Consider the following 12,914-nt stretch of genomic DNA (forward strand, 5'->3'; position numbering starts at 1 on the left):
GCCGAGGTCGATCGCGCCATTGTGACAACCTGAATCGATCCCGCATTGTCATCAAGCCGTCATCCACGCGCGATAGATGGCCTACGCCCGCGTCGTTAACCTGTCACGCTGTCGCATCCTTTCCCGATTGCCCATGAAGCGCTTGCTGCTGTTGCTGCTGGCGTGCGCCGGCCTGTGGCTGGCTGCATGCTCATCCTCGATCAACGCCTCGTCTACCTCGCTTGCCGACCGGCTGATCGCGCCAGGCGGCGTGTCGACCCTGCTCGATCGCCCGCGCATCGCCGCGGCCATTGCCGGGCTGCCCAACCGCCATGGCTTCGCAGCGGGTCGCGATGGCGTGCCGATCTTCTGGCGCGTGTTCGACCCCGGCGACTACGGCGCGCGGTACCACTACCTTCCGCAGCGTCATGAGAACGGCCTGCCTCTTGATACCGGCCTGAGTCTGGCCGTGCCACAGCCGTTCCGCGCGCAGACGCCACGCGGCACCGTGGTGCTGCTGCATGGGTGGATGATGAATGGTGATTCGATGCTGCCATGGTCGCTGCAGCTGGCCGAGTCCGGCTACCGCGTGGTCACGCTCGATCTGCGCAACCATGGCCAGTCCGGTGCAGGTCCGTCCGGCTATGGCACCTATGAATCGGATGACGTCGTCGATGTCATCGGCGAGCTGCGCGCGCGCGGCGAAGTGACCGGCCCGCTGTACCTGTTCGGTGTGTCCTATGGTGCGGCCACGGCGGTGTTCACCGCCGACAAGCTGGGTGACCAGGTGGCCGGCGTGGTGGCGATGGAATCGTTCGCCAATGCCGGTGCGGCGATCCGCACGATGATCCCGCACCTGATGGGACTGCAGCCGGAGGGCCTGAAGGCGCAGGCGGTGGCGTCGTACGCACGCTGGCGCTATGGGGGCCAGGACATCAACCAGGTGATCGCCGCCGCCAGCCGCCGTATCGATGTCGATCTGGACCGCGTCGACGTCGCGCGTGCGCTGGCCGATACCCGCGCCTGTGTGCTGTTGCTGCACGGGCAGGGTGACCAGCACATTCCGGTCAGCCAGGGCCGGCAGCTTGCGCAGGCCAACCCGCGCGCGCACTACATCGAAATGCGTGGAGAGGACCACATCACCCTGCCGCTGCGGCTGGACCTGCTGGCCGGCGTGGTGGATGACTGGATGGCGCGCGACGAGCACCACCCGCAGAGCGCGTGCCCAGCCCCACAGCTGCCGGCCCAGGCCGAATGGCTGGCACACGGCTGAAAAAAGGGGACGGAGGGGATTAAGTCGTTTGCAGCACACTCGGGGCAGATGCGACTTAATCCCCTCCGTCCCCTTTTTCTGTCAGGTCACGCGCCGTGCCAGTGAGCGGGCGGAGGCGGCTACGCCCAGCAGCAGTAGGGCGACGCACAGGAAGGCAAAGCCGAGGCTGGTGGCATGTGCCACTGCGCCGATCGCCGCCGGGCCAGCGAGGATGCCGGCGTAACCCAGTGTGGTCACGGCAGTGATGGCGATGCTTTCCGGCATCACCCGCTGCTGGCCTGCCATCGAGAACAGCGCCGGCACGATGTTGGCGCAGCCCAGCCCGACCAGTACGTAGCCGGCCAGCGCCACCGGAAACGAGGGCACCAGCGTGGCCAGGGTGAAGCCTGCCGCGGCCGTGATACCGCCAAAGACCAGGGTGCGGGTGCGGCCGAGGTGCTCGACGATGCCGTCACCGAACAGGCGCATTGCCGTCATCGCCAGGGTGAACAACGCGAAGCCGGCGCCGGCCTGGTCACGCGGCACCTGCCGCACTTCGGCCAGGAACACGGCGCTCCAGTCCAGCATCGAGCCCTCGGCGAGGAACACCACGAAGGCCAGTACGCCGATGAACAGCACCACGCCATGCGGCAGTGCCAGCAAGGGGCCTTCGTGCAGGATCCGTTGCGGACGCCAATGCGGCGCCGACAGCATCGCAACCAGCAGCAGCGCCACCACCGAAACCAGCGCGGCCAGCCACAGCGGCGTGCCGAGGATCAGCAGCCCGGTCATGCAGCCAGCACCGACGAATCCACCGATGCTGTAGAAGGCGTGGAAGCCGGACATCATCGCGCGCCCGGCATCGCGCTCGACCGCCACCGCCTGCATGTTCATCGCACAATCCAGTGCACCGACGCCGGCACCGAACACAAACAGTGCCGCGCCCAGCGACACCGGCGAGGGTGCCAGCACCAGCAAGGGCAGGGCGCACAGCATCATCGCGCAGGTGATCACCATCACCCGGCGGCAACCCAACCGCCCGGTCAGCGCACCTGCCAGTGGCATCGCCAGCAACGAACCCAGCCCAAGACACAGCAGCACGGCGCCGAGGCTGGCGTCGGACAGCCCGGCCTTGGCCTTGGCATAGGGCACCATCGGCGCCCACGCGGCGGTGGCGAATCCGGGAATGAAGAAGGCGGCACGGGTAGCGTGCTGTTGGGCACGTGGGGATGAAGGCGTCATGCGCGATGCGAGATCCGGGGGGCTTCATGAAATCGTTTTCAGGGCGGATCGGCAAGTGCCATGCATGACATTGAACGACGCATACGATTGCAGTGATTCGATTGCGTCACCAGCGATTAACGCCGCACACGGACAGTGGCTGCGCGGCCCGCATCCCGCCGGCCGCTCCCGGAGACCCGTACATGAGCACGACACCCACCATCCTCCTCGTCCATGGATTCTGGGGCGGGGCCGCACATTGGGCCAAGGTGATCCTGGAACTGCATCGCAACGGCCACGACCGTGTGCAGGCGGTGGAACTGCCGCTCACGTCGCTGGCCGACGACGCAGGACGCACCCAGAAAATGATCCGGCAGATCGACGGGCCGGTGCTGCTGGTCGGCCACTCCTACGGCGGCGCGGTGATCAGCCAGGCCGGTAACGAGCCCAACGTGAAGGGCCTGGTCTACATCGCTGCCTTCGCGCCTGATGCAGGCGAGAGCCCCGGTGGCATCACCCAGCAGCACCTGCCGGAAGCGGCGCCGAACCTGGCACCGGACAGCGATGGCTACCTGTGGCTGCGTGCGGACAAGTTCCATGAGAGCTTCTGCCAGGACCTGAGCGACGACGAAGGCCGGGTGATGGCGGTGACCCAGAAGGCGCCGCTGGCCAGCACCTTCGGCGACACGGTCAGCGACCCGGCGTGGAAACACCAGCCGAGCTGGTACCAGCTGTCCCGCCATGACCGCATGATCGCGCCAGACAACCAGAAGGCCATGGCCACGCGCATGCAGCCCAAGCGCCTGCTGGAGCTGGATGCCAGCCATGCCTCGCTGGCCTCGCAGCCGAAGGAAGTGACCGCGCTGATCCTGGAGGCCTGCGCCGCCATCGGCGGCTGAGACCGCCGCAGCACACCGCACGACAGCCGGGGCGCAGGGGAGTACACTCCTGCGCCTGCGGCCATCCGGCCGCTCCCCTCTCTTCCCTCAAGCCGCCGCCAGAGGATCCCACCCTATCGTGGAGGTCCCGCCGTGCTGTCTGTGCCTGTCCGTTTTCCGCTCTTGTTCCCGCGTCGCCTGCCGCTGCCGCATGCACTGGCCCAAGGCCTGCTACTGCTTGCACTGAGCAGCGGCACCGCCGCTGCCCAGTCCACCCAGGACGAGGACAAGGCCAAACCGGCACCCGCCTCGCAGACCCTGCAGACCGTGCAGGTCACTGCCAACCTGCTCGGCACCATCACCGAGGGCAGCGGCGCCTACACGCCCGGCACCATTGCCACCGCCACCCGCCTGGTGCTGACGCCGCGGCAGACGCCGCAGACCATCAGCGTGATCACCCGCGCCGAGATGGATGACTTCGGCCTGCACGGCATCGATGATGTGATGCGGGTGACCCCTGGCATCAGCATCGTCACCTATGACAGCGAACGCACCGAGTACTACGCACGCGGGTTTGCCGTGCAGAACTTCCAGTACGACGGCATTCCCATGTCGCGCGACTCGGCCTATTCGGCCGGCAACACGCTCAGCGACACCGCCATCTACGACCGCATCGAAGTGCTCAAGGGCGCCACCGGCCTGCTGACCGGCATGGGCGATCCCGGTGCGACCATCAACCTGGTGCGCAAGAAGCCGGGCAAGGACTTCGCTGGCAGCGCGACGCTGGGTGTGGGGCGCTGGGATGATTACCGCGCCGAGATCGATGTCGGCGGCCCGCTGGCAGCCGATGGGCGCGTGCGGGGCCGTGCGGTGGGCGCCTGGCAGGACAAGCATTCCAATCTCGATTACTACCAGCGCACCAGCAAGGTCGGCTACGCAGTACTGGAAGCCGATCTGGGTGAACGTACGCTGCTGACCGTAGGCGGCGATGCGATGGACAGCGACCCGAAGGGCTCGACCTGGGGCGGTATTCCGCTGCTGGACAGTGCCGGCAACTTCAACGACATGCCGCGTTCGTTCAACAACGGCACCCGCTGGAGCGGGTGGCGCCAGTATGTGCGCACCGGCTTTGCCACGCTGGAGCACACCTTCGACAACGACTGGGTGGCCAAGCTGCAGATCAACCACCAGGTCAACGGCTATGACGCCGCATTGGCGGGAGCCGCCGGTGGCAATCCCGATCCGGTTACCGGCGAAGGCGTGTCATTGTGGCTGGGAAAGTACGTCGGCAAGACCGTCAGCAATGCGGTCGACTTCTATCTGAGCGGTCATTTCGGCCTGTTTGGCCGCGAGCATGAACTGGTGGTGGGCGGCAGTGCTTCGCGCAAGCGCTGGACCAATACCGGCTACGCGCCGCAGTCCGGCTATCCGACCGAGGTGCCCGATTACCGCGCATGGCAGGGCGACATTCCCGAGCCGCAATGGCAGCGCAGCTACGACAACAATGAAGTGACCCGCGAGAATGGCCTGTACGTGGTCGGTCGCTTCGACGTCGCCGATCCACTGAAGGTGATCGTCGGTAGCCGCCTGGCCAGCTATCGTTCGCCGGGCACGCACGAGACCGGCGTGTTCGTACCGTATGCCGGCGTGGTCTATGACCTCGGCGAGCACTATTCGGTGTACGCCAGCTACAGCACCATCTTCAAGCCGCAGGGGCAGCGCGACGAGCAGGGCAAGGCGTTGGATCCGCTGGAGGGTCGCAGCTACGAGATGGGCCTGAAGGCCGAGTTCCTCGATGGCCGCTTCAACGCCAGTGCAGCGCTGTTCCAGCTCGACCAGGACAACTTCGCCCAGCCCACCGGTGGCAAGACGCCGGACGGGCAGGATGCGTATCGCGCCCTGATGGGCGTGCGGACCAAGGGCTACGAGCTTGAGATGTCGGGCCAGCTGGCAGAAGGCTGGCAGGTGCAGGGTGGGTTCTCGCACAAGATCGCCCGCCAGGCCGGTGCCAAGGTCACCACGCTGGAACCGGAAAACCAGTTCAGCCTCCACAGCAGCTATCGCCTGCGTGGTGACTGGAAAGGGCTGACGCTGGGCGGTGGCGCGCGCTGGCAGGATTCCACCTTTGGCGAGATCAGCAACCCGGCCACCGGCGCGCAGGTCGTGCATCGCACCCAGCCGTACTGGCTGCTTGATGCGATGGCACGCTATGAATTCAATGATCGGCTGTCGGCCACGCTCAACGTCAACAACCTGCTGGACAAGCGCTACTACACGATCTTCAGCTGGTACAGCACCTACACCTGGGGCGAGCCGCGCAATGTGCGGTTGAGCTTGAATTACAGGTTCTGACGCGGGTCGTGTAGAGCCGAGCCTACGCTCGGCTGGCTGTCAATCCGCAGCCGAGCGTGGGCTCGGCTCTACACATACGCCCGCGATGCTCTGCAGCATCGCGGGCGTTGTCGTTACAGCGGCAGGTCGAACACCAGCACTTCGGCGTCGTTGCCGTTTTCCAGGGTCAGCTGGGCTTCGTCACTGACCTGCAGCGCATCACCGGCTTCCAGGGTGATGCCGTTGACCTGCAGCTGGCCACGCGCCACCTGCACATAGGCGCCACGACCGTTGCCGAGGGCGTGATGCAGCTTCTGGCCGCCATCGAGAATGGTGGCGAAGATGCGGGCATCCTGGTGGATGCGCAGCGAACCCTCGGCACCGTCCGGCGAAGCGATCAGGCGCAGCTGGCCGCGCTTGCTGTCCGGCGTGAAGTGGGTCTCCTCGTAGGACGGCGCGATGTTCTCGGTGTCCGGGAAGATCCAGATCTGCAGGAAGTGCACGGTCTCGTCGGCCGAGTGGTTGAACTCGCTGTGGGTGACGCCGCTCCCGGCGCTCATGCGCTGCACGTCGCCGTAGCGCAGCACCGAACCGGTGCCCATCGAGTCCTTGTGTTCCAGTGCACCGCCCAGCACGTAGGAGATGATTTCCATGTTGCTGTGGCCGTGGGTTCCGAAGCCCTGGCCGCCGATCACCTTGTCTTCGTTGATCACCCGCAACGGGCCGAAGCTGACGTAACGGGGGTCGTAGTAGTTGGCGAAGGAGAAGGTATGGCGCGAGGACAGCCAGCCATGCTCGGCCAGGCCACGGGTAGCGCTCTTGCGGATCTGCAGCATGAGGGAATCTCCTTGTTCGATGGTTTCGATGGGGCGGGGTGGGCCAGTGACCGCTGTGTTTCCCTGTTGGAGAGAAGTATCCGCTTGCGCCCGGGGTTTGAAAAACGGATAGTTTTGACGACCATCATCGAAAAATTCGAATGCTCAAGCTCAGCCTCGATGCCCTGCAGATCCTGGATGCCATCGACCGCCGTGGCTCCTTTGCCGGCGCCGGCAAGGCCCTGCACAAGGTGCCCTCGACCATCTCCTATACCGTGGCCAAGCTGGAGGAGGATCTGGGCGTGCAGCTGTTCGACCGGGTCGGCCCACGTGCAGAGCTGACCGAGGCCGGGCGCGCGCTGCTGGACGAAGGCCGACACCTGCTGCGCGCGGCCCGCGAGCTGGAGCTGCGGGTGCGCCGGGTGGCGTCGGGTTGGGAGACCGAACTGACCTTGGCGGTGGATTCGGTGTTCCCGACCTGGCTGCTTGGGCCGGATATCGCCGCATTCCGTGAGGCCGAGGCACCGACCCGGTTGCGGTTGATCGGCGAGGCCCTGTCCGGCACCTGGGAGGCCCTGCTCGACCGCCGTGCGGACCTGTTGGTCGGCGCGCCGGGCGAAGGACCCAGTGGTGGCGGCTATGTGGTCGAGCCGCTGGGCACGGTGGAGTTCGTGTTCGCGGTCGCACCCGAACATCCGTTGGCCAACGTGTCGGGCGTCCTGGGTCGCGAGCAGCTGGTCGAGCATTGCGCGATCGCCGTTTCCGATTCGGCGCGCAGGCTGCTGCCGCGCACGGTGGGCCTGTTGATGGGGCAGGAGATGCTGACGGTGCCGGACATGGCCAGTAAATTGAAGCTGCAGTGCGAAGGCGTGGGCTTCGGCTTCCTGCCCGAGCCGTGCGCACGCGCTGCAGTGGCGCGCGGCCAGCTGGTGATCCGTGAGGTGGAGGAGCACAAGCCGGAAGAGGCCTTCTGGCTGGCCTGGCGCACCGGTGAGGATGGCGCGGCATTGCGCTGGTGGCGCGAGCGCCTGCGCAGGCCGGAGCTGCTGTCGCAGTGGTGGGAGGCAATGGCCAGGGGGTAGGGCTTTGGCAGGGCTGCGCCCTGCACCCGCCGAGGCCAAAGCAACAGCAACAGCGTGCATTCCGTGAGATGGCGGGGTGGGTCCGGTTGCGGGGGACGCCGTGAATCCGTCCATGGAGGCTCGGTCGCCGCATCCATGCGGCTCACGCCCCCGCAACCGGACCCACCCCGCCTTTGACAGTTTCCGGCGATCTGTCGGTGCTGGTGCGGTCGGTGGGTGTCGACCTTGGTCGACACGGTAGATCCACGCCATGCGTGGATGCTCTTCGATCAATTGTCGAAATGTTCGAACTCGATGGAGATTCATCCACGCATGGCGTGGATCCATCAGATCGCGGAAATCTGTCAGAGGTGGGGCGGTGTCGGAGTGCGGGGTGTCAGCCGCATGGATGCGGCTGCCAAGCCTACATGGACGTACTTGCGGCGTCCCCGCACTCCGACACCGCCCCGCCATCCCACGGAATGCGCGCTGTTGCTGTTGCTCCGGCTCTGGCTGTGGCCTCTGAAGGTGCAGGGCGCAGCCCTGCCGAAAAACACGCATAAAAAAACAGCAGGCCGAGGCCTGCTGTTTCGGTGTAATGGTGCGCCCGGAGAGATTCGAACTCCCGACCGCCTGGTTCGTAGCCAGGTACTCTATCCAACTGAGCTACGGGCGCCAATTACATAAACTTGTTGTGCCGACTGTGTATGGTGCGCCCGGAGAGATTCGAACTCCCGACCGCCTGGTTCGTAGCCAGGTACTCTATCCAACTGAGCTACGGGCGCGCGGTACACAATCAACTTACTGCCTAATTTTACTGCATTTTCAGCGGCGGATGCTGAAAACCTGTCGAGTGGTGCGCCCGGAGAGATTCGAACTCCCGACCGCCTGGTTCGTAGCCAGGTACTCTATCCAACTGAGCTACGGGCGCCCTGCGACAGGAGCGGAATTATGCGGATGTCGGCGCACACCGTCAACAGTTTTGTGAAAATTTTCATCCAACTGAATGAAAAAGCTGTCCGCCACGGCATCCGGTGCCTTGAGCCAGGCGAAGTGATCGGCGCGCGTGCCCAGTTCCTGCGCGGACAGCACGCGCAGCTTCGCGTCCACATTCGGCAGCTTTGCCAGCAACGCCTGCATCGATCCGGTCGGGGCCAACCAGTCGTGTTCCATCAGTACGGCCTGGGCGCTGCCGTGCACGCGCGCCATCTGTGCGTCGAGGTCTTCACCCATGCCCGCGGCGGCGTAGTGGTTGTTTAGGCCGACGCGCGCCCAGTCGGCGATCAGTCCACGTGCTTCGGTGCCACCGAAGCCGAGACGACGGCCATGCAGCACGCCCTGGCGCTGCGCGATCCACGGCAGGAAACGGTAAACCAGTGGCAGCAGCCAGCCGCGCGGTGGCGGGAATCCACGCCAGAACGGTGAGCCGCTGGCCGCCAACCACAAGTGGTGGAAATGCAGAGGGTTGCGGCCGGCATGCACGCAGGCCAGCTGCCCGCCCAGGCTGTGGCCACCGATGATCCAGGGCAGGGGGCCTGCTTCCTCGTCGGCGGCCGCCATGACCGCTTGGCTGGCCGGCAGATCCTGCTCGAGTACCTCGCGATAGCCCCAGTCGTGCGCGCGCGACGGGCGTAGTGAGCTGCTGCCGTTGCCGCGCCACTCATGCAGGTAGACCGCAACGCCCTTCGCTGCCAGCGCCTGTGCCAGCGGCAGGTAGTGGCGCGCGGCCACACCCAGCGCTGGCAGCCACAACAAGCGGGCGATGGCCTGTGCGGGCATGCAGGCCATCACTTCGTAGCGATGCCCGTCGTTGCACTGCACTGGAAGGAGGGCCGGCGTCAGGTTCATGCGTGCGGTGCAGCGCCGAAGTGGTCGAGCACCAGCACCTCGCTGCGGCCGGGGGCATAGCCCTGCTGCAGGCCGCGCGCAACGTAGTCGATGCCGGCTTCGCAGGCGTTGGCCAGGCTCAGGCCGTTGCACAGCTGCGCGGCGATGGCCGAGGCCAGCGTGCAGCCAGTGCCGTGCGCATCCAGCGGCAGGCGGGCGTGGATGAATTCTTCGCTGCTCACGCCGTCGAAGTAGCGGTCGATCACGCGGTTGCCTTCCTGCAGGTGGCCACCTTTCAGCAGCACCGCACCGGCACCCAGTTCGAGCAGGGCGGAGGCCACCTGTTCGGCGTCATCGCCGTTGCCGATCTTCTGTCCGGCCAGCAGCTCCGCTTCCGGCGTGTTCGGGGTGATCAGCGTGGCCAGCGGGATCAGCCGCTCACGCATTGCCTGCAGAGCGTTGTCTTCCAGCAGGCGCGCGCCGCTGGTGGCGACCATCACGGGGTCCAGCACTACGTGTGGCGGGCGATGGCGCTCCAACGCATCGGCGACGGCATTGATCACCTCGGTGTTGGCCAGCATGCCCAGCTTCACCGCATGGATGTCGAAGTCATCGAAGCAGGCATCCAGTTGTGCACGCAGGAAATCGATCGGCGGCACGTGCACGGCGATGACGCCACGGGTGTTCTGTGCGGTCAGTGCGGCGATCGCGGAGAGTCCGTGCACGCGATGTGCTGCAAAGGCCTTCAGGTCGGCCTGGATGCCTGCGCCACCGCCGGAGTCGGAGCCGGCGATGGTGAGGGCAGATACGGGAGTGGTCGGGCTCATCCAGCGATTGTGCCGTGGTCCGGCAGGGGAAGGTAGATCCACGCCATGCGTGGATGCCTTTGATCCGTCAGGCGGGGTCAGGTCCCTTTTCCGCAGGAAAAGGGATCTGACCCCCAGAGTGCGGCCCTCAATGCCGCCAGCGCGCCCACTGCTGGTACACCACATAACCCAGGCCGGTCAGGCCGGTGAGCAGGGCGGGAGCAAGCAGGGCGTCGTACTGCCAGCGCGCGAACAGCCAGGCGCCGATCACGCCGCCGGCAAGGAAGCCACTGATGATCAGGCCGCTGAGGGTCAGTCGTCGCACCTGCAACGGCAGCCCGCGCAGCAGGTGGCCCAGGCCGATGCCGAGATCGGTGAACATGCCGCTGAGATGGGTGGTGCGTACCACCGCGCCGCTGAAGGTGGTAGCCATTGCATTCTGCAGGCCGCAGGCCATGGCGGCGGCCAGTGCACCCCAGATCTGGTGCTCTTCAAACAGCGGAATGGCCACCAGCAAAAGAGCCGATTCCAGCGCCAGTGCCACGCCGTAGCGCCGGCCCAGCTGCAGCGTGCTGTCCTGGATCAGCAGGCCGCTGAGCATCGCGCCCAGCGAGAACGCGATCAGCAGGCCCCACAGGTGGCCGACCGCGCGCCAGTCACCCTGGGCCAGTGCCATGCCGAGCTGGCTGGTACTGCCGGTCATGTGGCTGACCGCCTGGTGCTCGAAACCGAGGAAGCCGACCACGTTGACCATGCCGGCCACGCACGAGAGTGCGACCGCGCCGATCCAGACCCAGGTGGGCAGGCGTATTCCCATCGGCGAGGCCCCTCAGGGCCCGCCGAAGCCGCCGTTGAACTGCAGCTCGCTGAAGGTGTTGCTGGCCGGGTCGAACACGGCGCCCCAGAACTGTGCGCCGCCATCGCAGACGCGGATCGCTTCACGGGCCGGATTGACGCCGCTGTCGTCGGGCAGGTGGAAGGCGTTGATGTAGATCAGCCGCTTGCCGGCGCTTTCGATGCCGACGTACTGGCGGTCGAAGTCCAGCACCTTCGGGACCTGCGCTTCCAGCGACGACAGCTTCGCCTCCAGCTTTTCGACCTGCTGCCGGCTGGGCGCCCAGTAACCCGACACCCGCCCGGCCTCGCGGCCGGGGCTGGGGCGCGAGCAGGTGTCGAGCACCTGCGCGGCGATGATCGGGCGGGTGACCACCCAGGACTGGCCGGTGCGCTCGGCGGTGGGCACGCTGGCCGGGCCGCGCGTGGTCGTACAGGCACCGAGCACGGCGGCGAGGGTGATCGCAGCCGTGGGCAGCAACAGGCGCGTGCAGCGGTTCACAACACCTCCGAAGCGTAATCGGCCAGGCGCGAACGCTCGCCACGGCGCAGGGTGATGTGCGCACTATGCGGCCAGTTCTTGAAGCGGTCCACCGCGTAGGTCAGGCCCGAAGTGGTCTCGGTCAGGTACGGGGTGTCGATCTGCTCGACGTTGCCCAGGCAGACGATCTTGGTGCCGGGGCCAGCGCGGGTGATCAGCGTCTTCATCTGCTTGGGGGTGAGGTTCTGCGCCTCGTCCAGGATCAGGTAGCGTGACAGGAAGGTGCGGCCGCGCATGAAGTTCATCGAGCGGATCTTGATGCGGCTGGCCAGCAGGTCGTTGGTGGCCTGGCGGCCCCAGGTGCCGCCTTCCTGGTTGTGCGTGAGCACTTCCAGGTTGTCGGTCAACGCGCCCATCCACGGCGTCATCTTCTCTTCCTCGGTACCGGGCAGGAAGCCGATGTCTTCGCCGACGCTGACCGTGGCGCGGGTCATGATGATCTCGCGGTAGCGCTGCTGGTCCATTGTCTGCGCCAGGCCGGCGGCCAGTGCCAGCAGGGTCTTGCCGGTGCCGGCGGTGCCCAGCAGCGTGACAAAGTCGATCTCCGGGTCCATCAGTGCGTTGAGGGCGAAGTTCTGCTCGCGGTTGCGTGCGCTGATGCCCCACACGGCGTGGCTGCCGTGGCGGAAATCATCGACCAGCGACAGCACCACCTTGCCATCGCCGACCACGCGGCTGACGCGCAGTTCGACTTCATCCTCGCCCGGCAGGTAGACGTACTGGTTCGGATACCACTCCTCGCCGTCCTGCGCCTGGATTTCGTAATGCGAGCGGCCCTTGTCGCTCCAGCTGCGCAGGTCATCGCCGTGGCGTTTCCAGAAGTCTTCCGGCAGCTCGGTAGCGCCGGTGTAGAGCAGGCTGAAATCGTCCAGCGCGCGGTCGTTCTCGTAGTCTTCGGACACGATACCGGCGATGGCGGCCTTGATCCGCAGGTTGATGTCCTTGGAGACGAACACCACCGGCAGGTCGGGGGTTTCTTCCTTCAGGGCCAGGATCGCGCCGAGGATGGCGTTGTCCGGGATCACCTTGCCGAAGCTCTTGCCAGCATCGAAATGACTGGTCTGGAAGCGCAGCTTGCCGGCGCTCTGCTTGCCGCGCAGCTGCAGGCCATTGGGCCGCTGCAGCGGAATGCCGTCGGCCAGGTTGTCCAGGCCCGATTCCTGCACCAGCTCGTTGAGGAAGCGGCTCACCTGGCGGGCGTTGCGGCTCGCTTCGGAGGTGCCCTTCTTGCCGTTGTCCAGCTCCTCGATCACCTGCATGGGCAGGTAGATGTCGTGCTCCTCGAATTTGAACAGCGCGGTCGGATCGTGCATCAGCACGTTGGTATCCAGCACGTAGATGCGCTTGCCTCGGGTCATCGTCGATTCCT

Annotated in this window: 11 protein-coding genes and 3 tRNA genes; 4 read left to right on the plus strand and 10 right to left on the minus strand. The window is 66.0% G+C overall.

What is annotated here, in order from left to right:
- The first annotated feature begins 133 nt into the window (after positions 1-133).
- Entirely contained in the window at positions 134-1,252 is a 1,119-nt protein-coding gene (locus tag ACSYHF_RS07700; RefSeq protein WP_180871046.1) for an alpha/beta hydrolase, read from the plus strand.
- An 81-nt stretch (positions 1,253-1,333) separates the two neighbouring features.
- Here ACSYHF_RS07700 and ACSYHF_RS07705 read toward each other — a convergent pair whose 3' ends face one another.
- Positions 1,334-2,473: an MFS transporter gene (locus ACSYHF_RS07705; protein ID WP_005416105.1), complete on the minus strand. Its 1,140-nt coding sequence runs from the start codon at positions 2,471-2,473 to the stop codon at positions 1,334-1,336.
- A gap of 182 nt (positions 2,474-2,655) precedes the next feature.
- Here ACSYHF_RS07705 and ACSYHF_RS07710 point away from each other — a divergent pair, with 182 nt between their 5' ends.
- Both ACSYHF_RS07710 and ACSYHF_RS07715 read left to right on the plus strand, forming a co-directional pair.
- Positions 2,656-3,351, plus strand: coding sequence for an alpha/beta hydrolase (locus ACSYHF_RS07710; RefSeq protein ID WP_069137898.1), 696 nt, complete (start codon positions 2,656-2,658; stop codon positions 3,349-3,351).
- A 132-nt stretch (positions 3,352-3,483) separates the two neighbouring features.
- Positions 3,484-5,682: a TonB-dependent siderophore receptor gene (locus ACSYHF_RS07715; protein ID WP_447576215.1), complete on the plus strand. Its 2,199-nt coding sequence runs from the start codon at positions 3,484-3,486 to the stop codon at positions 5,680-5,682.
- A gap of 113 nt (positions 5,683-5,795) precedes the next feature.
- Here ACSYHF_RS07715 and ACSYHF_RS07720 read toward each other — a convergent pair whose 3' ends face one another.
- Complete coding sequence (locus ACSYHF_RS07720; RefSeq protein WP_005416106.1) at positions 5,796-6,497, minus strand: pirin family protein; 702 nt, start codon at positions 6,495-6,497, stop codon at positions 5,796-5,798.
- Positions 6,498-6,637: 140 nt separating this feature from the next.
- Between ACSYHF_RS07720 and ACSYHF_RS07725 the strand changes: the two genes are divergently transcribed.
- Positions 6,638-7,558: a LysR family transcriptional regulator gene (locus ACSYHF_RS07725; protein ID WP_447576216.1), complete on the plus strand. Its 921-nt coding sequence runs from the start codon at positions 6,638-6,640 to the stop codon at positions 7,556-7,558.
- A gap of 578 nt (positions 7,559-8,136) precedes the next feature.
- Here the strand turns inward: ACSYHF_RS07725 and ACSYHF_RS07730 are convergent.
- From ACSYHF_RS07730 to ACSYHF_RS07765, 8 genes are all read right to left on the minus strand, one after another.
- Positions 8,137-8,213 (minus strand) — tRNA-Arg (locus ACSYHF_RS07730).
- 32 nt (positions 8,214-8,245) lie between these two features.
- Positions 8,246-8,322, minus strand: a tRNA-Arg gene (locus ACSYHF_RS07735).
- Positions 8,323-8,391: 69 nt separating this feature from the next.
- A tRNA-Arg gene (locus tag ACSYHF_RS07740) sits at positions 8,392-8,468 on the minus strand.
- A complete protein-coding gene (locus ACSYHF_RS07745; RefSeq protein WP_053500057.1) occupies positions 8,459-9,385 on the minus strand; it encodes an alpha/beta hydrolase family protein in 927 nt (308 codons plus the stop codon). Before ACSYHF_RS07745 ends, ACSYHF_RS07740 begins: the two co-directional genes overlap by 10 nt.
- On the minus strand, positions 9,382-10,191 hold the full coding sequence (thiD, locus tag ACSYHF_RS07750) for a bifunctional hydroxymethylpyrimidine kinase/phosphomethylpyrimidine kinase (protein ID WP_111129123.1): 810 nt from the start codon (positions 10,189-10,191) through the stop codon (positions 9,382-9,384). Before thiD ends, ACSYHF_RS07745 begins: the two co-directional genes overlap by 4 nt.
- Positions 10,192-10,318: 127 nt before the next feature.
- Positions 10,319-10,987, minus strand: coding sequence for a YoaK family protein (locus tag ACSYHF_RS07755; RefSeq protein ID WP_053500054.1), 669 nt, complete (start codon positions 10,985-10,987; stop codon positions 10,319-10,321).
- 12 nt (positions 10,988-10,999) lie between these two features.
- On the minus strand, positions 11,000-11,506 hold the full coding sequence (locus tag ACSYHF_RS07760; RefSeq protein WP_197598895.1) for a hypothetical protein: 507 nt from the start codon (positions 11,504-11,506) through the stop codon (positions 11,000-11,002).
- The gene (locus ACSYHF_RS07765; protein ID WP_005409049.1) at positions 11,503-12,903 is read right to left on the minus strand and encodes a PhoH family protein; all 1,401 of its coding nucleotides are present in this window, start codon (positions 12,901-12,903) and stop codon (positions 11,503-11,505) included. The genes ACSYHF_RS07760 and ACSYHF_RS07765 overlap by 4 nt, the downstream gene beginning before the upstream one ends.
- Positions 12,904-12,914: the final 11 nt, after the last annotated feature.

It is taken from the genome of Stenotrophomonas maltophilia group sp. P373, assembly GCF_053295075.1.

Excerpts from the sequence above, each read along its gene's own strand:
- ACSYHF_RS07765 (WP_005409049.1), bottom strand. The coding sequence starts at position 12,903 with ATGACCCGAGGCAAGCGCATCTACGTGCTGGATACCAACGTGCTGATG.
- thiD (WP_111129123.1), bottom strand. The coding sequence starts at position 10,191 with ATGAGCCCGACCACTCCCGTATCTGCCCTCACCATCGCCGGCTCCGAC.
- ACSYHF_RS07725 (WP_447576216.1), top strand. The coding sequence starts at position 6,638 with ATGCTCAAGCTCAGCCTCGATGCCCTGCAGATCCTGGATGCCATCGAC.
- ACSYHF_RS07755 (WP_053500054.1), bottom strand. The coding sequence starts at position 10,987 with ATGGGAATACGCCTGCCCACCTGGGTCTGGATCGGCGCGGTCGCACTC.
- ACSYHF_RS07700 (WP_180871046.1), top strand. The coding sequence starts at position 134 with ATGAAGCGCTTGCTGCTGTTGCTGCTGGCGTGCGCCGGCCTGTGGCTG.
- ACSYHF_RS07705 (WP_005416105.1), bottom strand. The coding sequence starts at position 2,473 with ATGACGCCTTCATCCCCACGTGCCCAACAGCACGCTACCCGTGCCGCC.
- ACSYHF_RS07720 (WP_005416106.1), bottom strand. The coding sequence starts at position 6,497 with ATGCTGCAGATCCGCAAGAGCGCTACCCGTGGCCTGGCCGAGCATGGC.
- ACSYHF_RS07710 (WP_069137898.1), top strand. The coding sequence starts at position 2,656 with ATGAGCACGACACCCACCATCCTCCTCGTCCATGGATTCTGGGGCGGG.
- ACSYHF_RS07745 (WP_053500057.1), bottom strand. The coding sequence starts at position 9,385 with ATGAACCTGACGCCGGCCCTCCTTCCAGTGCAGTGCAACGACGGGCAT.